The 23,923-nt window shown below is 48.0% G+C and carries 23 protein-coding genes; 9 read left to right on the plus strand and 14 right to left on the minus strand.

Going from position 1 to position 23,923, the window contains the following annotated elements; all coding sequences use genetic code 11:
* Nucleotides 1-3 precede the first annotated feature (3 nt).
* The 5 genes from sucA to sdhC all read right to left on the minus strand — a co-directional run bounded on the left by sucA (nt 4) and on the right by sdhC (nt 6,184).
* Nucleotides 4-2,826, minus strand: a complete 2,823-nt coding sequence (gene sucA / locus CSW98_RS14740; RefSeq protein WP_100801237.1) for a 2-oxoglutarate dehydrogenase E1 component — start codon at nt 2,824-2,826, stop codon at nt 4-6.
* A 138-nt stretch (nt 2,827-2,964) separates the two neighbouring features.
* Entirely contained in the window at nt 2,965-3,678 is a 714-nt protein-coding gene (locus CSW98_RS14745; RefSeq protein ID WP_100801313.1) for a succinate dehydrogenase iron-sulfur subunit, read from the minus strand.
* A gap of 14 nt (nt 3,679-3,692) precedes the next feature.
* Nucleotides 3,693-5,459, minus strand: a complete 1,767-nt coding sequence (sdhA, locus tag CSW98_RS14750; RefSeq protein WP_100801238.1) for a succinate dehydrogenase flavoprotein subunit — start codon at nt 5,457-5,459, stop codon at nt 3,693-3,695.
* Nucleotides 5,460-5,807, minus strand: a complete 348-nt coding sequence (sdhD, locus tag CSW98_RS14755; protein WP_100801239.1) for a succinate dehydrogenase, hydrophobic membrane anchor protein — start codon at nt 5,805-5,807, stop codon at nt 5,460-5,462.
* The gene (sdhC, locus tag CSW98_RS14760; RefSeq protein ID WP_100801240.1) at nt 5,801-6,184 is read right to left on the minus strand and encodes a succinate dehydrogenase, cytochrome b556 subunit; all 384 of its coding nucleotides are present in this window, start codon (nt 6,182-6,184) and stop codon (nt 5,801-5,803) included. Before sdhC ends, sdhD begins: the two co-directional genes overlap by 7 nt.
* A gap of 402 nt (nt 6,185-6,586) precedes the next feature.
* Between sdhC and CSW98_RS14765 the strand changes: the two genes are divergently transcribed.
* Entirely contained in the window at nt 6,587-7,885 is a 1,299-nt protein-coding gene (locus CSW98_RS14765; RefSeq protein ID WP_100801241.1) for a citrate synthase, read from the plus strand.
* A 106-nt stretch (nt 7,886-7,991) separates the two neighbouring features.
* Here CSW98_RS14765 and glyA read toward each other — a convergent pair whose 3' ends face one another.
* Nucleotides 7,992-9,242, minus strand: a complete 1,251-nt coding sequence (glyA, locus tag CSW98_RS14770; protein ID WP_100801242.1) for a serine hydroxymethyltransferase — start codon at nt 9,240-9,242, stop codon at nt 7,992-7,994.
* Between the two features lie 363 nt (nt 9,243-9,605).
* On the opposite strand from glyA, the gene CSW98_RS14775 reads away from it, so the two are divergent.
* A complete protein-coding gene (locus CSW98_RS14775) occupies nt 9,606-10,205 on the plus strand; it encodes a DUF6198 family protein (RefSeq protein WP_100801243.1) in 600 nt (199 codons plus the stop codon).
* A gap of 164 nt (nt 10,206-10,369) precedes the next feature.
* Here CSW98_RS14775 and treC read toward each other — a convergent pair whose 3' ends face one another.
* The 4 genes from treC to gmhB all read right to left on the minus strand — a co-directional run bounded on the left by treC (nt 10,370) and on the right by gmhB (nt 15,199).
* On the minus strand, nt 10,370-12,031 hold the full coding sequence (treC, locus tag CSW98_RS14780) for an alpha,alpha-phosphotrehalase (protein ID WP_100801244.1): 1,662 nt from the start codon (nt 12,029-12,031) through the stop codon (nt 10,370-10,372).
* A gap of 73 nt (nt 12,032-12,104) precedes the next feature.
* On the minus strand, nt 12,105-13,529 hold the full coding sequence (gene treB / locus CSW98_RS14785) for a PTS trehalose transporter subunit IIBC (protein WP_100801245.1): 1,425 nt from the start codon (nt 13,527-13,529) through the stop codon (nt 12,105-12,107).
* Between the two features lie 154 nt (nt 13,530-13,683).
* Nucleotides 13,684-14,628: a trehalose operon repressor TreR gene (gene treR / locus CSW98_RS14790; protein ID WP_100801246.1), complete on the minus strand. Its 945-nt coding sequence runs from the start codon at nt 14,626-14,628 to the stop codon at nt 13,684-13,686.
* 19 nt (nt 14,629-14,647) lie between these two features.
* Nucleotides 14,648-15,199: a D-glycero-beta-D-manno-heptose 1,7-bisphosphate 7-phosphatase gene (gene gmhB, locus CSW98_RS14795; protein WP_100801247.1), complete on the minus strand. Its 552-nt coding sequence runs from the start codon at nt 15,197-15,199 to the stop codon at nt 14,648-14,650.
* 290 nt (nt 15,200-15,489) lie between these two features.
* Here gmhB and metN point away from each other — a divergent pair, with 290 nt between their 5' ends.
* The 3 genes from metN (at nt 15,490) to CSW98_RS14810 (ending at nt 18,066) form a co-directional block, all read left to right on the plus strand.
* Nucleotides 15,490-16,524 carry a methionine ABC transporter ATP-binding protein MetN gene (metN, locus tag CSW98_RS14800; RefSeq protein ID WP_100801248.1) on the plus strand — a complete coding sequence of 345 codons (1,035 nt, stop codon included), beginning with the start codon at nt 15,490-15,492 and terminating at the stop codon, nt 16,522-16,524.
* A complete protein-coding gene (locus CSW98_RS14805; RefSeq protein WP_100801249.1) occupies nt 16,514-17,191 on the plus strand; it encodes a methionine ABC transporter permease in 678 nt (225 codons plus the stop codon). Before metN ends, CSW98_RS14805 begins: the two co-directional genes overlap by 11 nt.
* A 65-nt stretch (nt 17,192-17,256) precedes the next feature.
* Entirely contained in the window at nt 17,257-18,066 is an 810-nt protein-coding gene (locus CSW98_RS14810) for a MetQ/NlpA family lipoprotein (RefSeq protein WP_100801250.1), read from the plus strand.
* Nucleotides 18,067-18,103: 37 nt separating this feature from the next.
* On the opposite strand, the gene CSW98_RS14815 is transcribed toward CSW98_RS14810, so the two are convergent.
* The 3 genes from CSW98_RS14815 to CSW98_RS14825 form a co-directional block, all read right to left on the minus strand.
* A complete protein-coding gene (locus tag CSW98_RS14815; protein ID WP_100801251.1) occupies nt 18,104-18,760 on the minus strand; it encodes a PilZ domain-containing protein in 657 nt (218 codons plus the stop codon).
* Nucleotides 18,761-18,832: 72 nt separating this feature from the next.
* A complete protein-coding gene (gene ykgO, locus CSW98_RS14820) occupies nt 18,833-18,970 on the minus strand; it encodes a type B 50S ribosomal protein L36 (RefSeq protein ID WP_100801252.1) in 138 nt (45 codons plus the stop codon).
* Nucleotides 18,967-19,242, minus strand: coding sequence for a type B 50S ribosomal protein L31 (locus tag CSW98_RS14825; protein ID WP_100801253.1), 276 nt, complete (start codon nt 19,240-19,242; stop codon nt 18,967-18,969). The genes ykgO and CSW98_RS14825 overlap by 4 nt, the downstream gene beginning before the upstream one ends.
* 113 nt (nt 19,243-19,355) lie before the next feature.
* Between CSW98_RS14825 and tsaA the strand changes: the two genes are divergently transcribed.
* From tsaA to CSW98_RS14845, 4 genes are all read left to right on the plus strand, one after another.
* Nucleotides 19,356-20,054, plus strand: a complete 699-nt coding sequence (tsaA, locus tag CSW98_RS14830; protein WP_100801254.1) for a tRNA (N6-threonylcarbamoyladenosine(37)-N6)-methyltransferase TrmO — start codon at nt 19,356-19,358, stop codon at nt 20,052-20,054.
* A gap of 90 nt (nt 20,055-20,144) precedes the next feature.
* Nucleotides 20,145-21,860, plus strand: coding sequence for a proline--tRNA ligase (locus CSW98_RS14835; RefSeq protein ID WP_100801255.1), 1,716 nt, complete (start codon nt 20,145-20,147; stop codon nt 21,858-21,860).
* A gap of 135 nt (nt 21,861-21,995) precedes the next feature.
* Nucleotides 21,996-22,199 carry a YaeP family protein gene (locus tag CSW98_RS14840; protein ID WP_100801256.1) on the plus strand — a complete coding sequence of 68 codons (204 nt, stop codon included), beginning with the start codon at nt 21,996-21,998 and terminating at the stop codon, nt 22,197-22,199.
* 18 nt (nt 22,200-22,217) lie between these two features.
* Nucleotides 22,218-22,409, plus strand: a complete 192-nt coding sequence (locus CSW98_RS14845) for a DUF4250 domain-containing protein (RefSeq protein ID WP_100801257.1) — start codon at nt 22,218-22,220, stop codon at nt 22,407-22,409.
* Between the two features lie 71 nt (nt 22,410-22,480).
* Here CSW98_RS14845 and CSW98_RS14850 read toward each other — a convergent pair whose 3' ends face one another.
* Nucleotides 22,481-23,839, minus strand: coding sequence for a sodium-dependent transporter (locus CSW98_RS14850; protein WP_100801258.1), 1,359 nt, complete (start codon nt 23,837-23,839; stop codon nt 22,481-22,483).
* Between the last annotated feature and the right edge of the window lie 84 nt (nt 23,840-23,923).

Consider the following 23,923-nt stretch of genomic DNA (forward strand, 5'->3'; position numbering starts at 1 on the left):
TCCTTATTCTTCTAGTTCTGAATCTAAGTTCAATGCCTCATCAACCAAGGCTTTTTGCTGCTTCAGGTGAACGGACATATAGCCCACCGCCGGAGATGCCGACGCAGGACGCCCCGCATATTTAATTTCTTCATCCCGGATCGCGTTACGGAAATTATGCTGGCTACAGTACCAGGCTCCCTGATTCTGCGGTTCTTCCTGACACCAGACGTAATCTTCTACATGGATATAAGGCTCGATCAATTCTCTCAGTTCAAACAAAGGGAAAGGATAAAGCTGTTCAATGCGGATAATCGCCACATCCCGTTGTTCATTCTTGCGTCGCTGTTCAAGCAGATCGTAATATACCTTGCCGGAACAGAACACAATACGCCGAACCTGAGCCGGGTCCAGATCATCCACTTCGGGGATAACCGGTAAAAATGAGCCTTCCGCCAGTTCCTCCAGAGTGGAGACACACAACGGATGGCGTAACAGTGACTTAGGTGACATCACAACCAAAGGCCTGCGCATAGGGCGGATCACCTGCCGACGCAGCATATGGTAAACCTGTGCCGGTGTTGACGGCACTACGACCTGAATATTGGATTCTGCACACAGTTGCAGGTAACGCTCCAGACGAGCAGAGGAGTGCTCCGGCCCCTGCCCTTCATAACCGTGCGGCAGCAGCATCGTCAGACCCGACATCCGTCCCCATTTCTGCTCTCCGGATGAAATAAACTGGTCGATCACTACCTGAGCACCGTTGGCAAAGTCACCGAATTGTGCTTCCCAAATCGTCAGCCCATCCGGTTCAGCCGTCGCATAACCATATTCAAATGCCAGAACCGCTTCTTCCGAGAGTACGGAATCAAACACCTGAAATTTACCCTGATTTTCTCGGATATGAGCCAGAGGCGTATATATACTGCCGTCTTCCTGATTATGCAGCACCGAATGACGATGAAAAAAAGTACCGCGACCGGAATCCTGACCAGAAATACGGATCCGTTTGCCGTCATCCACCAGCGTGGCATATGCCAGTGTTTCAGCCATCCCCCAGTCCAGCAGTTTTTCTCCACTCAGCATGGCCCGGCGATCGGCATAGATTTTTTCTACCCGGCTCTGCAGGATATGACTGTCAGGATGCTGGCAGCTTCTCTCACCCAGTGCCTGCAACCGGTTCTGTTCAAACCGGCTATTCCACTCCATATTCCAGTCATGCCCCAGATAAGGTGACCAGTCAACAGAATGCTTCTCCATCGGCCGCCACTCTTTAACCACCACTTCTCCATGGTCAAGAGCATCCCGGTACTCATTCACCATTTGGGTCGCCCCTTCGATATCGAACTCTCCGCGATCCATCAGCAGATCGGCATACAGTTTACGCGGTGTCGGATGTTTTTTGATCTTCTGATACATCAGTGGCTGGGTCGCATTAGGCTCATCCGCTTCATTGTGCCCGTGGCGGCGGTAGCAGACCAGATCAATCACCACATCACGCTTGAAGGTATTACGATAATCGAGTGCTATCCGGGTAACAAATGCCACCGCTTCAGGATCATCCGCATTCACATGGAAAATCGGAGCCTGTACCATTTTGGCGATATCCGTACAATACATAGTCGAACGGGTATCCCGTGGGTTAGACGTGGTAAAACCGATCAGGTTATTGATCACTATCCGTATCGTTCCGCCGACCTGAAAAGCCCGGGTCCGGGACATATTGAAGGTTTCCTGCACCACTCCCTGACCAGCGATAGCGGAATCGCCATGGATAGTGATCGGCAGAACCATGCTGCCGGTTTTATCCCCCAACCGATCCTGACGGGCACGGACCGAGCCCATAACGACGGGATTAACTATTTCGAGGTGTGACGGATTAAAGGCCAGTGCCAGATGGATATCTCCGCCCGGCGTAGCAAAATCGGCGGAGAAGCCCTGATGATATTTTACATCCCCGGTTCCCCAGCTTTCGCCATGCTTACCGGCAAATTCATCGAACAGATCCTGCGGCCGTTTTCCCAGTACGTTAACCAGCATATTCAACCGACCACGGTGAGCCATGCCGATCACCACTTCTTTAATACCATTGCGTCCGGCGTGGCGTACCAACTCTTTGGTCATTGGGATCAGTGCATCCCCCCCTTCCAGAGAAAAACGCTTTGCTCCGGGGAACTTAGCGCCAAGATACCGTTCCAACCCTTCAGCCGCTGTCAGTTCCTGCAGGAACGTTTGTTTTTCATCCAGAGTGAACGAAGGCTGACCCAACACAGATTCCAGACGCTGCTGTACCCAGCGCTTCTGTTCTGTGTTGATCATGTGCATATACTCTGCACCGATAGAACCGCAGTAGGTTTTTTTCAGTGCCTGATACAGGTCACCCAGACGCATGGTCTCTCCGGCAACCGCAAAAGAACCGACGTTGAAGGTTTCTTCAAAATCATCTTCTGTCAGATTATGAAATTCAGGCTGGAGATCCGCACCCGGCTCTCTTTTCCATATTCCGAGAGGATCCAGATTGGCCGCCTGATGCCCCCGAAACCGGTACGCATTAATAAACTGCAGAACTTTAACCTGTTTTGCATCGACATCTGGGTCATTCACTTGGACACTGTAATGCTTTGTCTCTTTCGCGAGTCGCCGGAAGTAATCCCGAACCCGTGAGTGTGGCTGATCGACCACTTCAGATGACTGCTGCGGCAGCTCATCAAACACACGTTTCCATTCGTCACTTACCTGATCCGGATCACTCAGATACAGTTCGTAGAGTTCTTCTACGTAAGTTGCATTAGCACCCGCCAAGTGTGAAGACTCGAGCCATGCCTTCATCACACCGTTGTGCATACTTTCCCTTAACCAGTTTGTTATTGTTCCCACCCTCTGCTCGGGTGATATATGCCGCAGTTACCGGCAATACTTATTCTTTTTCTCAACCGCTTCGCTTCGTTACTCAACCTGTCAGCCTGTTTCCGGCTATTCGGTTTATATGGTGCGTTTGAGTAATAATAACTTTATGTTACCAATTGCTTTGGCTGGATTTAATCCCTTAGGACAAACACTGACACAATTCATAACAGCATGGCAACGAAAAACGCTAAAAGCGTCTTCCAGATTTGACAGACGTTCCTCTGTCGCGCAATCCCGGCTGTCATTCAGCCAGCGATAAGCCGCCAGTAACCCGGCCGGACCGATAAATTTATCCGGATGCCACAGGAAGGACGGGCATGCCGTGCTGCAGCAGCCACAGATATTACATTCAAACAATCCATCCAGTCGCCCTCTTTCTTCCACGGACTGAATGAACTCTCTGCCCGGTACAGGTTCTGTATCTCCATGCAGATATGGTTTAACTTTGGCATAGTTTTTATAAATTTGCTGCAGATCAACCACCAAATCCCGTATAACCGGCAGTCCGGGAAGCGGACGAATAACAATCTTCTTCCGCCAGTTCAGTTCAGACAATGGTGTCATACAGGCAAGCCGGTTTATCCCGTTGATATTCAGCCCGTCAGAACCACAGCTTCCATCCCGGCAGGCATGACGGAAAGAGAGTGTCGGATCCTGTTCTTTCAGCAATAGCAGTGCATCCAGAAGCATCATATCGGTATCCTCTCCGATCTGGAGTTGATACGCCTGCATATAAGGTTCCGGATTCAGATCCGGATTGTAACGGTAGACCCAAAAGTGCCATTGCATCATCTGTTCTCCCGTCAATAGATCCGAGCCTTAGGCGGAAACACATCCCGGCTTACCGGTTGCAGATTCACGTCGCGTTTCGACATCTGACCGGTTTCCGGGTTGTACAAGGTGTGACACAGCCAGTGCTTATCATCCCTGTCCGGATAATCATCCCGGGCATGAGCCCCCCGGCTTTCAGTACGGTAATTGGCTGCAATAGCGGTGGCTGTTGCCGTTTCCAGCAGATTATCCAGTTCAAGGCACGCCACTCTCTGGGTATTGAAGATCAGAGATTTATCTGCCAGATAAGCCTCCTGCAAACGCTCCCGCAATGTCTGCAACTCTTTCAGACCGGCGACCATGGATTCTCCCTGACGAAATACGGAGAAATACTGCTGCATGCAGCGCTGTATCTCTCTACGTATCTGAGCAGGCGCTTCACCACTCCGGCTTCTCTCCCAGCGGACAGCGCGTTGCAATGCGGTATCCAGATCAGAGCCTGTCGCCTGACGGGCTTCCGTTTGCGATTCCAGCGTCTCTCTCATCCGTTGCCCCGTTTCCCGACCAAAAACCACATCCTCCAGCAGCCTGTTCCCTCCGATACGGTTAGCACCATGTACCGAAACCGACGCGGTCTCTCCGCAGGCAAACAACCCCGGAACATCTTCATCTTTATCCCGGCGATTACGCCGGAGTACCTGTCCGGAAAGACGTACCGGGATCCCGCCCATCATATAATGACAAGCCGGTACTACAGGTACGGGCTCTGTCAGCGGGTCAACACCAGCAAAGCGGTGTATCCGTTCACAAAACTCAGTCAGACGGACTCCCGGTACCGCCTCTCTCAGATGCTCCAGCCTGAGATGAACATAAGACCCCGGAGCAATACCACACCCCCTGCCTTCCCTTATCTCCTGCATAATGGCACGGGACACAATATCCCTTCCGGCCAGACCTCCGGCACTGGGAGCATACCTTTGCATAAACGCTTCACCATGACGGTTCTGCAGATAAGCGCCTTCCCCCCGACAAATTTCAGAGACAAGAATACCACTCCCGGCAAGTGCCGTCGGATGAAACTGCCACATCTCCATGTCCTGCACCGGCACACCGGCCCGCAGCGCCATCCCGATACCATCACCAGTATTAATTCCGGCATTCGTTGTTGATGCATAAATACAGCCCGCCCCTCCGGTTGCTAAGACCGTTGCACTGGCATTGAAATAGCACAGTTCCCCGGTTTCTATCTCCAGGGCGACACATCCCCGAACAATACCATCCTGGTTTCTGACCAGATCGAGCGCATACCATTCAGAAAAGATCGTTGTGCCGTACTTAATGTTCTGCTGATACAGGGTATGCAGCAGTGCATGGCCGGTCGAGTTTCCGGCAATAGCCGTGCGGGCTGCCTGTTCCCCGCCATAATACTGAAACTGACAGGCGGAAGACTGCTGATCTATCCTTCCCGCCGGATCGCGGGAAAAAGGCAATCCCATGTGTTCCAGCTCGATAACGGCATCCGCTGCATTTTTACACATATATTCAATCGCCTGCTGATCACCGAGATAATCGGCTCCCTTTACCGTATCGTACATATGCCACTGCCAGTCATCCGCATGACGATTACCCAGCGCCGCACTTATTCCTCCCCGAGCAGAAGCCGTGCTTGAACGGGTCGGAAAAACCTTACTGAGAATGATACACTTCAGTCCCTGCCGAACCATTTGCAGGGCAGCCCGCATACCGGAGACTCCGGCCCCGACCACCACGACATCACATTCCCGTACAGGTATCCCCATTTATACCCTCCATAAGATAAACAGACCGGAGAAAAAATAGACCAGCAATACACTGATAATAACCAGCTGGCATGCAGCTCTGAGCACAAGAGGCCTTACATAGTCGGTTAATACCTGCCACAGACCGGTCCAGCCATGGATCAACACGCATGTCAGTGCCAGCATAGTCAGAGCCTTGGTTAGTATTCCGGAAAAAAAATCCAGCCAGACATAATAGTTAATCTCACCGGAAAAGATAAAAAAGCCGAGAAGATACAACGAGTAGAACAGAAGGATCACCGCCGTCACCCTCTGCAGCAGACAATCATAGGCTCCGTTACGGCGACAGGCTGAAACAGACTTCAGCATAGCAGCACTCCAGCAACGAATAACGATACCGCAACCGTCATCAACAACACAGAAATGGCTGAAATCCTGACGGCATTCCGGCTATTCCAGACACTGAATTCAATCACCATATGCCGGAGACCACTTAAGGTATGAAAAACAAGCAGCGTCGCCATTATCCAGATCAAATATTTCCCAGCCGGACTGCCGGCTAGTACAGCAACACGCGTAAAGCTTTCCGGAGAAGACAGTGACAGGTTAAGCTGCCAGAGCAGGATACCGACCAGACCAATGCACAATACGCCGCTGATCCGCTGCAGAACCGACATAAGGCCAGTCAGCGAAAAATAAATCCCTCTAAAATCCAGATTAACCGGTCTGACGCTTTTTTTACCCAACGTTTACTCCTTACAGAACGGATCCCCACTCAGGCTGAATGCTTATTATGCTACTTACCCTCCACGTTAACATTTTTGCAACCATTCACTCTCTTTATTTCACTCATTAGTGTAGTATAAAGAATGATTTTCAGTACGCTAGTTAAGCCAGATTCCCCGTGTCAGCCCATAATATAGAGGCTGCGGGCAATAAAAACAGACTCACAATTTGATCAGCGCCAGTCCGGCACCACGCTGTCAGTCACAGTGATGATACGGAACAAATGATTAACTTTTTCATCTAACTAAAAGTGTGATATGTGCACACTACAAACCAGAAAAATTGACTTTGACCGCAATCCTAAGTACAAAAGCGGCACACAAAGAATCCTGGATGGATGAAAATAACAGAAGGAGAATGTTATGGCAGATAAGATTGCAACCCTTCATATTGAAGGTAAAGTACCTATCGAACTACCGATTCTGCAAGGCACTATGGGGCCGGAAGTCATCGATGTTCGTCAACTGGGGGCAAACGGGTATTTCACCTTAGACCCCGGTTTTGTTGCTACTGCATCGTGTGAGTCGCAGCTCACTTATATCGATGGCAACAAAGGAATTCTTCTGCATCGTGGTTATCCGATTGATCAGTTGGCCAATAATGCTGATTATCTGGAGGTGTGCTACATCCTGCTTTATGGAGAAGCTCCGAACCGTAAAGAGTACGAAGATTTTAAGACCATCGTTACCCGCCACACAATGGTACATGAGCAAATCGCCAGTTTCTTTCATGGCTTTCGTCGTGATGCCCACCCTATGGCAATTATGTGTGGTGTTGTGGGCGCTCTGGCTGCCTTTTACCATGATTCACTGGATATCAATAACGACAGTCACCGGGAAATTGCGGCATTCCGCCTGCTCTCTAAAATGCCAACCCTTGCAGCCATGTGCTACAAATACTCCGTTGGTCAGCCGTTTATCTACCCTCGCAATGATCTGAGTTACGCAGAAAACTTCCTGCATATGATGTTTGCCACACCTTGCGAGGAATACGAAGTCAATCCGGTTCTTGCTCGAGCCATGGATAAAGTATTTACCCTGCATGCGGATCATGAGCAGAATGCTTCCACATCCACCGTTCGCCTTGCCGGTTCGTCCGGTGCAAACCCGTTTGCTTGTATTGCTGCCGGTATCGCCTCTCTGTGGGGACCCTCTCACGGCGGTGCTAACGAAGCTTGTCTGCGGATGCTGGAAGAGATTGGTAGTGTTGATAAGATTCCGGAATACATTGCCCGGGCAAAAGATAAAGATGATCCTTTCCGTCTGATGGGATTTGGTCACCGGGTGTATAAAAACTATGACCCACGCGCGACCGTTATGCGTCAGGCCTGTCACGATGTACTGAAAGAGCTGGATATTGAAGATCCGCTACTGGACGTTGCCATGGAGCTGGAACGTATTGCTATTTCCGATGAGTACTTTGTGGAGAAAAAACTGTATCCGAATGTAGATTTCTACTCAGGCATTATCCTTAAAGCTGTCGGTATCCCGGTGACCATGTTCACCGTAATCTTTGCGATGTCACGAACTATCGGCTGGATCGCTCACTGGAATGAGATGCACAGCAATCCGGACAGCCGTATCGGCCGTCCCCGTCAATTATACACCGGCAATACAATCCGTGATTTTAAGCCGTTGCATGAACGGGATCAGAATAGATAAGACTTCCCAATAAAAAAGCCCGCTGAATAAAACAGCGGGCTTTGTTTTCTATGACTAGTGATACGCTATTCTTGCTGATATACCAGAGCATGCTCCGGAGAAATGCTTAAGCGTAAACAGGAAGACGCTTACAGATTTCCAGTACTTTAGCTTTGGTTGCTTCGATCACAGACTCATCATTAATATTGTCCAGTACGTCACACATCCAGCCAGCAAGTGCTTTTGCATCTTCTACCGTAAAACCACGACGAGTGATTGACGGCGTACCAACACGAATACCTGAAGTTACAAACGGGCTGCGAGGATCATTTGGTACGGAGTTCTTGTTAACCGTAATGTTCGCTGCACCCAGAGCGGCATCAGCTTCTTTACCTGTGATGCCTTTGTCAATCAGGTCAACCAGGAACAGGTGGTTTTCCGTAGAACCGGAAACGATCTTATAACCGCGGGCAATAAATTCAGCAACCATTGCTTTTGCGTTAACCACAACCTGCTTCTGATATTCCTTGAACTCAGGCTCCATCGCTTCTTTAAACGCGACAGCTTTACCCGCAATAACATGCATCAGAGGACCACCCTGACCACCAGGGAATACGGCTGAGTTCAGTTTCTTGTACATGTCTTCACCCGCATTAGACAGGATAAGACCACCACGAGGACCCGCCAGTGTTTTGTGGGTTGTGGTTGTTACAACGTGTGCGTGCGGCAGTGGAGTCGGGTATACGCCAGCAGCGATCAGACCAGCAACGTGTGCCATATCAACAAACAGGTAAGCACCGACTTTATCCGCGATTTCACGCATGCGTGCCCAGTCAACGATCTGCGAGTAGGCTGAGAAACCACCGATGATCATCTTAGGCTTATGCTCAAGAGCCAGCGCTTCCATCTCTTCGTAGTTGATCTGACCGTTATCGTCGATACCGTAAGGGATAACGTTGTAGTGTTTACCGGAGAAGTTAACCGGTGAGCCGTGAGTCAGGTGGCCACCGTGTGCCAGACTCATCCCCAGAACGGTATCACCAGGATTCAGTAGCGCCATGTATACCGCACTGTTCGCCTGAGAGCCTGAGTGAGGCTGTACGTTGGCGTACTCACACTCAAACAGTTTGCATGCACGGTCAATCGCCAGAGCTTCAGCTTTGTCTACATATTCACAGCCGCCGTAATAGCGCTTACCCGGATAGCCTTCCGCATACTTGTTAGTTAGCTGAGACCCCTGAGCTTCCATTACTCGTGGGCTGGTGTAGTTTTCTGAAGCGATTAGCTCAATATGCTCTTCCTGACGAAGAGTTTCTTCCTGAATTGCAGCATATAGCTCTGCATCGTAATCAGCGATGTTCATGTCGCGCTTTAGCATCTGTATCTCCTGACTCAGATATTCAAAGTTCCGAAAAAGTACATAAAGTCCGAAAGCAAACGTTTCCGTCACCTTTATAGGTGGCGTTAGTGTACAAAAATAGCCGTTATCAAGAAAGGTAAAGTTTCAATTTCTTCATGCACAATTTTCATGTTCGGGTTGAAAAAGACTCATGTCCCTGCATGGGTATAAATCTGACGTACAGCCGGACAATGTCCAATTACCAGACTGTAAACCAGATAGCTTTACACTGCGTAAAGCACCGATTACATACCTTTGCCTTTAATTTCTATCCCAACCTACCGAAATAAAATGTTTTTATCTAGTATTCTCGCCATTATCCACAAGAAAATTTATCAATAGATGGAAAAACACTCAGTTAAAGAAGATTGGATCGCTATCCTTACCGGCTCATTTCTGACCGCTCAGGGACTTTTCTTTCTCCAGTCGGCCGGTTTACTCACAGGAGGCACTGCCGGACTTGCATTGCTGTTAGCTCAGCTCTTACCGGTTTCTTTCGGAACCCTGTACTTTCTGAGCAATTGCCCATTCTATATTCTGGGCTGGCAACGTTTCGGTAAAAGTTTCGCGATAAGAAGCATCATCTCCGGTGCAATGGTTTCCGTCATTACGGATCATCTCAGCCTCGTTATTCACCTTGATATGATCAACGATATCTATTGTGCCACCGCCGGTGGATTACTGATGGGGCTGGGAATGCTGGTCCTGTTCCGGCACCGTTCCAGTCTGGGCGGTTTCAACGTTATGTGCCTGGTTATTCAGGATAAGATGGGGATTTCAGTAGGTAAAACACAGATAGTGATCGATGCCTCTATCGTCATTGCTTCATTTTTCTTTGTTACCCCATGGGTTCTTGCACTGTCTGTTGCCGGTGCTGCCATCATTAATCTGGTGCTGGGCATGAATCATAAACCAAGTCGGTATATTGTCAGCTATGGTTAAGAAGCGCATTGCAGTCATGCTCTACGGGTAACATTCAGAACAATCAAATCGATATCAGGCACAGACGCGCATAATTCCATCCCTGGTGCGGAGAATCGGCTTACCGGTATCGATTTGATTGTAGTCAGTGTCAGTCAGAGATGCACAAATACATAAGATGCATTCTACCCAAGCAAAATAATCCGCGTCTCATAAGGTCTCAGCATCAGCGGCTCTGTCGCAGATTCAGGATAATTTCCCAGTAACAAGGTTCCCGCCGCAGCCAAATACTCCTCGGGTAACGGACAGAGTACGCTTTCTGCATAGTAGTTATTCAAACACAGCAAAGTTTGGTTTTCATCTTTTCGCGCGTAACAAAATAACTGCTTATGCTCCGGCAACAGATCGATATAGTCACCGGTGGTGATTACCGGAAGTTCTTTACGCATTCGGATCAGTTTCTGATAGAAATAGAACACGGAATCCGGATCATCCACTGCATGCGCTGCATTAATTTCCTGATAATTTCCGGCCACTTCAAGCCACGGCTGTCCCTGAGTAAATCCGGCATGCTTTTCACTATTCCACTGCATCGGCGTGCGGGAGTTATCTCTGGATTTCTGAGCCAAAATTGTCAACATGTCTTCTTTACTTACGCCATCACGGTTAACCATAATGTCGTACATGTTAATACTTTCCACATCCCGGTACTGACTGATATCCGTGTAGTGAGGGTTGGTCATACCAATCTCTTCCCCCTGATAAATATAGGGTGTCCCCTGCATCATGTGCACCGATGCCGCCAGCATCTTGGCCGATTCAACCCGGTAGTGCCGGTCATCACCCAAACGACTCACTACCCTTGGTTGATCGTGATTACACCAGAATAGAGCCCCCCAGCCTTTACCGTTCAGCCCTGTCTGCCATTCATTAAAGATCTGTTTCAGTTGGATAAAATCAAACGGCGCTTTCGTCCATTTTTCACCGTTGGCATAATCCACTTTCAGATGATGAAAGTTAAATACCATCGACAGCTCTTTACCATCATTGGCCGAATACTGCTGACAGTGTTCCAGCGTAGTCGATGACATTTCCCCTACGGTAACTGAACCATACTTCTGAAACACCTCACGACTGATTTCCTGCAAATATTCATGCACCCTTGGACCATCGGTATAAAAACGGCGGCCATCGCCAGTATCATCATTGGCAAAATCCTGCTGTTTAGAAATCAGATTAATCACATCCAGACGAAACCCATCGACGCCTTTTTCTGCCCAGTAGCTGATAATACGTTTTACCTCTGCCCGAACCTGCGGATTTTCCCAGTTCAGATCCGCCTGCTCTTTGGCAAACAGGTGCAGGTAATACTGATTAGTCGCTTCATCCAACTCCCAAGCATTACCACCAAATTTTGACTGCCAGTTATTAGGCTCATGCCCGTTTACCGGATCTTTCCAGATATAGTAATCACGGTATGGACTGTTTTTGTCACTCAGAGCGGACTGAAACCATTGGTGAGCCGTTGAGGTGTGATTAACAACGATATCCATAATAATGCGGATCCCTTTCTGATGGGCTTGAGCCAACAATTCATCAAAATCCGCCATACTGCCGAAATCCGGATTAATCGTATAGTAATCAGCAATATCATAGCCATTATCCACCATCGGAGATTTATACACCGGGGTTAACCAGATCGCATCAATGCCCAGCAATTTAAGGTAATCCAGTTTAGAAATAATACCTCTGATATCTCCGGTTCCCTTACCTTCGCTGTCACAAAAACTTTTCGGATAAATCTGGTAGATGGTCGCACTACGCCACCATTCTGCTTGTACTGACATCTTGTGTTACTCACTTACGAAACATAAAAAAGAAATGCAGAGTGGCCGGTTACAGCCACTCCTCAAAAGAAAATTACGCACTGGCAACCGTCAGTTCACCTTTGGATTGCGCACGTTTATAGAAGAAAAGTGTCAGTGCAGCCGGAAGCAGGATAGCCACCAGCATAGCAATGGAATACACCAGCCAGTACTGAGGCTGAATAGAAAGAATACCCGGCAGGCCGCCCACACCGATACCATTCGCCATCACACCGGCACTACCACAAATGGCAGCAGCAACAGCAGAACCGATCATGGCACTCAGCATAGGGAATTTGTATTTCAGGTTGATACCATACATGGCCGGTTCCGTTACCCCAAGGTAAGCGGAGATAGCCGCCGGAACAGAGATTTCACGCTCATCAGTTTTGCGGCTGATAAGGATAATCCCTACCACGGCGGAAGCCTGAGCAATATTAGACAGTGCAATCAGAGGCCAGATGGGCGTGCCACCCAGATCCTGCATCAGTTGCAGATCTACCGCATTGGTGGTGTGGTGGACACCGGTAATAACCAGCGGCGCGTAAAAGAAACCAAACACCATCGCCCCCAACACAGCGAAATCACCCGTCATCGCTGCTTTCGCTGCATAAGCTACACCGTCACCAATCACACGTCCGAACGGACCGATAAGCGCATGTGCCAGAATAACAGACAGAATGATCGAAACAAACGGTACAATGACCAGATACAGATAAGCAGGAACAATACGTTTCAGATTGGTTTCGATAAATGCCAGTACAACACCAGCCAGCATTGCCGGAATAACCTGAGCCTGATAGCCCACTTTCTCAATCACAAACAGACCAAAATCCCACGCTTCCGGCACCTGTTTACCAATCAGATAAGCATTCATCAACTGCGGAGAGACCAGTGTCACCCCCAGAGTGATCCCCAGTATCGGCGTGCCACCCAACTTTTTCACTGTCGACCAGCACACACCTACCGGCAGGAAGAAAAAGATAGCTTCACCAATCAGCCACAGGAATGAGTGAACGGTAGCCCAGAACTGACTAATTTGTGTCAGGCTCTGGCCGTCAAACATCTTGATGTCACCAATAACGTTACGGAAGCCAAGGATAAGGCCACCGGTGATAATAGCCGGAAGCAGCGGGACAAAGATTTCAGCTAAATGGGAGATCCCACGTTCCAGTAAATTCATGTTCTGACGAGCAGCCAGTTTGGCCTCATCTTTCGATGCCGCTTTTTTACCGGCCAGCTCGATCAACATGGCATAAACCTGATCCACTTCAGTACCGATCACGACCTGAAACTGACCGGCATTGGTAAAACAGCCTTTTACCAGACCGATAGTTTCCAGCCCTTTAACATCGGCCCTATCTGTATCATTCAATACAAAACGCAGACGCGTCAGACAGTGGCTAACACTGGCAATATTATCGCTGCCACCCACCAATTCAATCAGACGCTGAACGTCTTTTGGTGCAATTTTACTCATAATTCTCTACCCGTTATTGATAATATAAGTTTATACCACAAACAAAATGGGAACAGTCCCAAGAACTGATTACATAATGCACGGGAAGAAAAAAAGATAAAATGGGAACAGTCCCATTAATTGAATGGGATCACAAAAAAGATACGCAATGTATTTACGCTTCGGGAGATAACGTCAGGTGTACTCTTTCCGTTTCGCCAGAAAGCTGCTTAATCAGTTGTGCTGCCGCCATCTTTCCGGCTGTCTCATAGCCGGGGTCAACACTGTAGGTATTCGGGAAAAGAAATGACAGCAAATCATTGCCGCCGACACCGGTTACAGCAACATCTGAACGCCCCAACTCCTGCAGACGTTTGATCACCCCCAGAGCAATAGTATCACTGGCACAAACCACCGCCTGCGTATCCGGCTGAAGAACCTTATCCACCAGGTGATAGGCACTTTCATGATGCAACTGCCCGGTCTGATAAACCGGCTGAATATGCCTGGCTCCACACCACTGCAGATAAGCATTTAAACGCAGCTCACCCGTTGTTTTATCCGCAGGATCAACTCCGATATAAGCAATATTGTGCTTTTTCTGTGCCAGAACATGTTCGAGTGCCAGAACAATAACACCATGATTATCGTAATTGATGGATGAAACGGACTCCGCTTCCATGGCGATCACCACCATGCGCTCTTTCCAGCGTTCCACCATCTGGCTTTCCAGCCCAGTAAAGCCAAACAGAATAACACCGTCCACAGTGCGCCGTTTCAGCACATTCAGATGTTCCATTGTTTTGGCTACGTCAAACTGGCTTTCCATAATCACGACATCATATCCGGCAGCATACAGTGCCGGCAGAATACCGCTTACCGCTCGGTTTTCCGAAGGAGAATCCAGACGAGAGATGATCACACCAATCACCTTCTGACTGCCGCCCCGCATCAGTTGAGCCGATTTGGAAGGGACATAACCGGATTCGGCGATCACCTGCTCCACTCTGATGCGGGTTTCCGGTTTAACTTTCGGATCATCAGTCAACACCCGGGAGACGGTAGATTTGCCCACTCCGGCCAGTTTTGCGATATCAAGGATAGTGAGTTTCTTACTCATACGAACCGAACATTTCCTTCTATCTTGCCAGATAGGCAGGAACCTCTTTAATACTGTCAAGCACCGCGGAGGACAGAGCTTCCCCCTGTTCAGTAAGCGGTTTACCGGTACGCACCAGTATCTTAGTACCGACACCAGCGGCTTCAGCAGCCATCATATCTTCTGCCTTATCCCCCACCATAACAGAATTAGCCATATCGATTTTCAGATAATCTCTGGCAGAGATAAACATACCCGGTTTAGGCTTACGACAGTCACAGTCCTGCTTATATTCACCAATCCCATGTTCCGGATGATGCAGACAATAGTAGATACCATCAAACTCCACACCATGATCAATAAAATTCCAGTCCATCCACTGAGTCAGAGAAATAAAACGTTCTTCGCTAAACATATCCCGGGCCACACCGGACTGGTTTGTTACCAGCACCAGCAGATATCCCATTTCTTTCAGCTTCTTGGTGGCTTCAAAAACCCCATCAATAAACTCAAAATCATGCTCATCATGAACATAGCCATGATCGACGTTAATCACCCCATCACGGTCTAAAAACACGGCAGGTTTAGCCAAAATCCTTTCCTCATAAGCAGTTGAACCAGAGAGTCAAAAGAATTATTGCACGCTTTATAACTTGCAGGAATAGAAAATTACTAATTAAACGAACTGATTTGGCATTTTAGACGTCTAGACGTAAAAATTTCTATTGACTTAAAATCTCACACGCAATAGCATCATCTACTAAGTGAGATACAGCTCAACATTTTATTCTATTCTTTAAGGCCAATCACACTTTCTGTGTTACAGAAACCCGGAATATACGTGATATAGCCTTGGTCTGCAGACCCAAAATAGGTTTTTACATGATTGAAATTACTCAGGTTAATAAGGTTTTCTATCAGGGCAGTGAAGAGATTCATGCGCTGAAAGATATCAATCTGCATATCGCACAAGGTACTATTTTTGGTGTTATCGGTTCATCCGGTGCTGGTAAAAGTACCCTGATCCGTTGCGTTAATATGCTGGAAACGCCGACCACAGGCTCCGTTATCGTGAACGGAGTTGACCTGACCAAACTGTCGCAGTCTGAACTGTGCAAAACTCGCCGTAATATCGGTATGATTTTCCAGCACTTTAACCTGCTGTCATCCCGTACGGTATTTGAAAACATTGCCCTGCCGCTGGAACTGGCAGGAGCAGAAAAAGCACATGTAGAGAAAAAAGTTTCCGACCTGTTGGTTCTGGTCGGGCTGGAAGACAAGCGTGAAACCTATCCGTCAAATCTGAGTGGCGGACAGAAACAGCGTGTAGCCATTGCCCGTGCTCTGGCATCTGATCCGAAAGTACTGCTGTGTGATGAAGCCACCAGTGCACTGGATCCGGCAACCACCCAGTCTATTCTGGAATTGCTGAAAAAAATCAACCGGGAACTGAATATCACCATGTTGCTGATCACCCATGAAATGGATGTGGTGAAAAGCATCTGCCATGAAGTTGCCATTATTGGTGGTGGTGAACTGGTAGAAAAAGGGACCGTAGGTGAGATCTTTGCACACCCGAAAACGGAACTGGCACATGATTTTATCCGTTCAACGCTGGATCTCTCTATTCCGGAAGATTATGCCGTACGTCTGCAGGAAACACGCAGTGAAGGCAGCAGTCCTCTGGTGCGTATGGAGTTTACCGGTGCAACAGTGGATGCTCCGCTGATGAGCCAAATCTCACGTAAATTTAACATTGACGTGAGTATTCTCAGCTCCGATCTGGATTATGCTGGTGGGGTGAAATTCGGCATGATGGTCGCCGAGCTGTTCGGAAATAAAGAAGACGATGAAGCCGCTCTTGAATACCTGAAAGAGCACAATGTAAAAGTAGAGGTACTCGGATATGTCCTTTAATACGATCACCGCTTGGCTGAGCCACAACAGTAACCTGCTGTTAGGTGCAACCTGGGAAACCGTCTACATGGTTGCTGTTGCCGGTATTATCGGCTTTGCTGTCGGTATTCCTCTTGGCGTCATCCTGCATATCACAAAAAAAGGCGGACTGACTGAAAACCTGCGCCTGAATACGATTCTCGGTGCGGTAGTCAACATCGGCCGTTCCGTTCCGTTTCTGGTTTTGATGGTTGCCATCATTCCGGTAACCAAACTGCTGGTCGGTACCTTTATCGGGACGACCGCAGCTATTGTACCTCTGACTATCGGTGCCATTCCTTTTGTGGCTCGTCTGATCGAAGGCGCCCTGCTGGAAGTACCATCCGGTCTGGTGGAAGCGGCCCAGTCTATGGGTGCCACACCGACACAGATCATTACGAAAGTTCTGTTGCCGGAAGCCCTGCCGACCATCCTTAACTCTGTCACGATTACGATGGTAACACTGGTCAGCTACTCGGCAATGGCTGGTACTGTCGGTGGTGGTGGTCTGGGTGATGTTGCCATCCGTTACGGTTTCCACCGCTACGATATTGCCGTTATGGCCGTCACTGTGGTGATGCTTATCGTACTGGTACAGTTTATTCAGTCAATTGGTGATGCTTTGGTTCGCCGCTTTGACCACAGATAACAGTCGTTCATTTATATCACTTATTAAACCAACAAAAACTAAAAGCGTTACTCAAGGAGAGAAACATGACATTTAGCCTGAAGAAATTATTGACTATCGCAGCAGCGGCTTCTGCCCTTGTACTTGCCGGCTGTGGTGAAAAAGAAGCCGATAACAGCAAAATCAAAGTGGCGGTTATCGCAGGTGCAGAGGCTCAGGTTGCGGAAGTTGCCGCCAAGATTGCTAAAGAAAAATACAATCTGGATGTTGAGCTGATTACATTTACCGATTACGTCACCCCGAACGCAGCAACAGATGATGGCTCTGTCGATATTAACGCATTCCAGCATAAACCTTATCTGGATCAGCAGATTGCAGACCGTGGTTACAAGTTGGCTATTGCTGGTAACACCTTTGTGTATCCGATTGCCGGTTACTCTAAGCAGGTAAAATCGGTTGATGAAATTACCGAAGGTGCCCGTATTGCTGTACCAAACGACCCGACTAACCTTGGCCGTTCACTGCTGCTGCTGGAAGCTCAGGGTCTGATCAAACTGGCTGATGGCGTAGGTCTGACTGCAACGGTGCGTGATGTTGTTGAAAATCCGAAAAATATCGAGATCGTAGAACTGGAAGCACCACAATTGCCTCGCTCTCTGGATGATGTCACTCTGGCTATTATCAACACCACTTACGCCAGCTCTATCAACCTGACTCCGGAAAAAGACGGTATCTTCGTGGAAGGCAAAGAATCACCTTATGTGAACCTGATTGTTGCACGTGAAGACAACGTAGATGCTGAGAACGTAAAGAATTTCGTTAAAGCTTATCAGACTGAAGAAGTGTATCAGGCAGCGTCTGAAATCTTCAACGGCGGAGCGGTAAAAGGCTGGTAACAGTCCCCTCCCTATATCTCAAAGTAAATCAGACGGGTTATCCCGTCTGATTCATAAACACCTTACTGAATACCTCATATCTCAGTTCATCATCAGCCTCAATATTCGGCTCAAATTTAATACCAACATACGTCAGATCCTGAACTCTACGAATATTGGCCACTGTACATTTAGGATACGGTTCAGGGACATGCTCCAGAGGAGAATCTATCTTTATCTCATCACCAACCTTCAGAGCGACCGGTTTTTCAAAACAGAGTCCGCAGCCAGACAGCGACACATCAACCACCCGGGAACCGACACGTGAGCCGGATACGGAGACATGGGTATCCAGATTCAGTTTATAACGACGATTTTCACGTAACTTTCTGGATTCGATATAGCGTGGAAACTTAACAAACATCAGCCAGGTAACCAGCTGTTTAACACAGAGGATCTTACTTCTGAAGGCAATAATATGCCCATCACAAGTGTCCGCAATGCCCCGGATAACCACATCGGCATTATTCAATCGTCTGGTGATCAGCTCGCCCATGGTCTTAGCCCCCAGTTCAAAGATAAGAAACTGCCCTTCTTTCATACCGATAAAATTGCACTGAATGGGGTATTCATCGTTAGGGCCAAATGCAATAGCACCGGAAAGTTTCATTCCGATCTGAAGGTAATGATGCGCATCACTCGCGTCTAAATTCATGTCTGCCCAACCTGATTTCGCTCTTGTTTTAGCTAAGTTTAGGTGATGGGCAGAGATTTGCTTTCTGCAGGATTATTTTTTCTTCTTACCCTGTACAGCCTTAAAACGTGGGTTAGATTTACAAATCACATACACCCGGCCTCTTCTTTTTACTACCTGACAGTCAGGGCTGCGTGTTTTTGCACTCTTCAGGGAACTTAATACTTTCATTGCTCATTCTCCTCTTTTTTACCTGAACCCAGATTGCCAAAACGACGATTAAAGTTCGCAACCCGGCCTTCTTTATGCGCTACGCGCTGTTTACCCGTATAAAACGGATGAGATTCCGATGAAACTTCCACAGTAAAATAGGGATACGTTTTTCCGTCTTCCCATTCAATAGTTCGCTCGGTCTGTAAGGTCGAACCAATTAAAAAATATTTATCAATACTGGTGTCATGGAAAACAACAGTCCGGTATTTCGGATGAATGCCCGCTTTCATACCTTTCCTTAATTGTTATGTTATAACTTTCGCGAATGATAATATTTATCATTGGTAGAGACAAGCATTTTTTGTGGTATCGTGTGAGTATGTAAAACAGATTCGGGAATACAATGCGTCACCATATCGAGCCAGTCGGAATTGTCGAAACGCCTTTTAAAGAAAAATTTGCCGTTCCCCGCCAGCCGGGACTGGCTCCCAGTGCAACAGCCAGGCTAAAACTGACCGGAGAGGCTAACTCACCGGAAGCGATTCGGGGGATAGAACAGTTCAGCCACCTGTGGTTGCTGTTTCTGTTTGATCAAAATCTGGAATCCGGCTGGACTCCCACCGTTCGTCCGCCTAGGCTTGGCGGCAATGAAAGGATTGGAGTATTTGCTTCCCGTTCACCATTCCGTCCTAATGGTATCGGTATGTCTGCCGTTGAACTGAAAGGCGTACAACAAAAAGGCAACCAGATATGGCTTGAACTCGGCAGTATCGATCTGGTTGATGGAACCCCTGTTGTCGATATCAAACCGTATATCCCTTACTCCGACGTCATTGGTGATGCCCATGGCGGTTTTGCCCGCTCTCAACCCGATATTCTGGATGTCGTATTTTCCAATCTGGCCTGTGAACAGCTCAGATTCCATCCCAATCACAAGCAGGTCTATGCCGTTATCAAAGAAGTGCTGGGGCAAGACCCCCGTCCAGCCTATAAAAAAGGCAAACCAGATGATAAAGAATACGCGGTGAATTTGTTCGATCTGAATGTAAAATTCAGATATCAGGGTGAATTAATTACCGTGACAGCAATAGAACGCTTTTGACAAGCTCTTTAGGCTGCTATTATTAGCGCCCTGATTTTGATTGCTGCATCCGCAGCAATTTTCTTTAAACCTACTAAGCGGATACCATAAATGCGTACCAGTAATTATCTTCTTTCTACTCTGAAGGAGACTCCAAACGACGCAGAAATCGTGAGCCATCAGCTCATGCTACGTGCGGGTATGATCCGTAAGCTGGCTTCAGGTCTGTATACCTGGCTGCCTACCGGTCTGCGCGTGCTGCGTAAAGTCGAAAACATCGTTCGTCAGGAAATCGACCATGCAGGGGCAATTGAAACCCTGATGCCCGTTGTACAACCGTTTGAACTATGGGAAGAGACAGGTCGTTCTGAGAAGATGGGGCCGGAACTGCTTCGCTTTACTGACCGCCATGTGCGTCCGTTTGTACTTAGCCCGACCGCAGAAGAAGTGATTACTGCTCTTGTGCGTAACGAGGTGAGTTCTTACAAGCAGCTACCGCTGAATCTGTACCAAATTCAGACTAAATTCCGTGACGAAAGACGTCCCCGCTTTGGCGTGATGCGGGCACGTGAATTCTCGATGATGGATGCTTACAGCTTTGATATCGACAAAGACGGACTGCAAAAATCTTACGATGCAATGCACAGTGCTTACTGTAAAGCATTTGACCGCATGGGACTGGATTATCGCCCTGTTCTGGCGGACAGCGGTGCTATCGGCGGCAGCGGTTCTCAAGAATTCCACGTACTGGCAGAAAGTGGCGAAGATTTGATCGCCTTCTCTACTGAATCAGATTACGCAGCCAACCTTGAAAAAGCAGAAGCGATTACACCAGCAACTGAGCGGGCAGCACCGACTCAGGAAATGACACTGGTTGATACACCCAATGCAAAAACCATTGCTGAACTTGTGGAACAATTTGATCTGCCGATTGAAAAGACAGTTAAGACCTTGTTTGTCAAAGCTTCTGATGAAGTTGACGCCGACATCATTGCACTGATCATCCGGGGTGATCATGAACTGAATGAAGTCAAAGCCGAAAACTTAAAAGAAGTAGCCGCACCGCTTGAGATGGCAACAGAAGAAGACATTCGTGCCCTGATCGGTGCCGGCCCGGGCTCCCTGGGTCCTGTCAATCTGAAACTACCCTTTATCGTTGACCGTACTGTCGCGGTTATGAACGACTTTGGTGCCGGTGCCAATATCGATGATAAACACTACTTTGGTATCAACTGGGGTCGTGATGTTGAGCTTGGTCAGGTCGAAGATCTGCGTAACGTCGTAGAAGGTGACCCAAGCCCTTGTGGTAAAGGAACGCTGATGCTGAAACGTGGTATCGAAGTTGGCCATATCTTCCAGTTGGGTACCAATTATTCTGAAAAAATGAACTGCGGTGTTCTTGGCCCAGATGGCAAAAATGTCATTCTGGAAATGGGTTGTTACGGTATCGGTGTATCCCGTGTTGTTGCTGCGGCTATCGAACAGAATCACGATAAATACGGCATCATCTGGCCGGACGCTATCGCACCATTCCAGGTGGCCATCGTTCCGATGAATATGCACAAATCTGAGCGTGTTCAGGAAGCCGCCGAAAACCTGTATGCAGAACTGACTGCCGCTGGTATCGATGTACTATTTGATGACCGTAAAGAGCGTCCGGGGGTGATGTTCTCCGACATGGAACTGATCGGCGTCCCACACACAGTCATCATCGGTGACCGTAGTATGGATGAAGGGAACTTCGAGTATAAGAATCGCCGCAGCGGTGAGAAAAACCCGGTTGCTATGACAGAAATTGTTGCGCATATTAAGTCTCAATTGGTTTAAGCCTCGATTAATGTCAAAATTCAAAGGGTTGCCACTGAGCAGCCCTTTTTTACAGGAAAAGTCTCTCGAATTTTTTGTCTTTATACATGAGCCTGTGTATATTGCGATGAGTTCTCATTTAGTATGGAAAATATTATGAAAGTATACGATTGTTGCGATTTGGTTCGTGAACTGTACGCTCAGATTGGTGGTGGTGACCAGGGATATATTCCTAAAGCGATCACTTGTGCACTAAAGGCTCTGGATGATATCGCCAGAGATACTTCACTGCCTCAGAACGTTCGGGAAAAAGCCGCATTTGCTGCTGCAAACCTGCTTATCTCTGACTTTGAAGATTAATAACACAGAGGCACGACGATGGATTTAAGTAAGTTTGAACAGATGGATACCATTATGCTGATGAGTATCGTGAACCTTAAACTAAGAGACGATTTTAATGGTGATCTGAACGAACTGGTCAAGTTCTTTGATATCGACCGGGCGGCACTGGAAGCAAAACTGGCAACAGCCGGATTTGAATTTCTGGCAGACGCCGGGCAGTTCCGGTAATCAAAAGTGTATAACTCCCAGTCTTTACCGGGAGTTATACTTTATAATAGTCTCAGTTACCGTTGATTGACTTACCCGAATGATGCCCAGATCACTGTCGCCACAAGAAGCGGGCAAACAAATTTCACATACAGCGGCCACACCTTACCAAACCAGCTTTGCTGAAACTCCGGGAACCCCTGCTCAAGTTCTTTTACTTTAGAGTGACGATTCCATACCCAACCGCCGAACAGACAGAACATCAGTGCTGCGGTTGGCTGAAGATACTGAGTTGCCACGGTCACTACCAGCCCGAACAGAGCACCAAAGTGATACACAATGACCACACTGAAAGCAGCAATTAACCCGCCCAACCCCCATGATGTCGGGGTGCGCTTAGTATTCAACCGCTCACTGACCAGAGCCACCGGACACTCAAGCATAGAAATAGAAGACGTCAGAGCCGCAATCACCAACAACAGGAAAAACACAATCGCAAACAACTGTCCAAACAGCCCAAGACTGTCAAACATCATGGGTAATACGGTAAATACCAGCGTATCAGAACTGAGCAGAGAACCGTCTGCAGCATAAATCTGCACGCCTTTCTGCATTGCGACAAACATCGCCGGCATTACAACCAGACCGGCAATAAAAGCCACCGCAGTATCCACCAGCGTAACACTCATCGCCATCTTAGGCAGGTTCTCTTTCTTACTCAGGTAAGACCCGTAAATCAGCATGGAACAACCGCCAATGGTCAGGGAAAAGAAGCCTTGGCCCATGGCTGCCAACAGCAGCTTTCTGTCCAAAACCCGGGAAAAATCCGGGATCAGATAATGTTTCAGTCCTTCGACCGCCCCATCCTGCAGCATAATGTATACAAACAACAAACCGAACAGAACGAACAAAGCCGGCATCAGGCGGGTAGACCATTTTTCAATACCCTGTTTTACCCCACCCTGCACAATCAGGATCGTCAATACATAAAATATCACCGTCCCCAGCAGGTTGCGCTCAACGCTGAAACCTTTAAACCATGCCGTTAATGCTTCCATACCCAGAATATCGGTAACCGCCCCGAACAGAAAGCAGATCAGCCAGCCGCCAACAATACTGTAAAACGCCAGTACCGCACTCGGTACACTCAGCCCAACCCAACCAACAAGTCCGCCGATATGCTTTCCGGCAGCACTGTGGGTCAGAGATTTCATACTATCGACAGGGTTTGCCTGACCATAGCGGCCGATAGCCATCTCTACAACCAGCATAGGAAACGCCACCACAAGGATCAGTACCAGATAAACCAGCAGGAAAGCCCCGCCACCGTTACTGGCTGCCTGTGTCGGAAAACCCCATATATTACCAAGTCCTACAGCCGCACCGGCAGCAGCAAGGATAAAACCTAAACGGGAACCGAAACTTTCCCGGGATTGATCAGATTGACTCATAAACTATACAACCACAACAACAAACTAGTTAGCTAGTACAGTAATATAAAGTGTGGCCACACACAATAGCCTTTAGTACAAACA

This window comes from Vibrio sp. HA2012 (genome assembly GCF_002812955.1).
Taxonomy (GTDB): domain Bacteria; phylum Pseudomonadota; class Gammaproteobacteria; order Enterobacterales; family Vibrionaceae; genus Vibrio.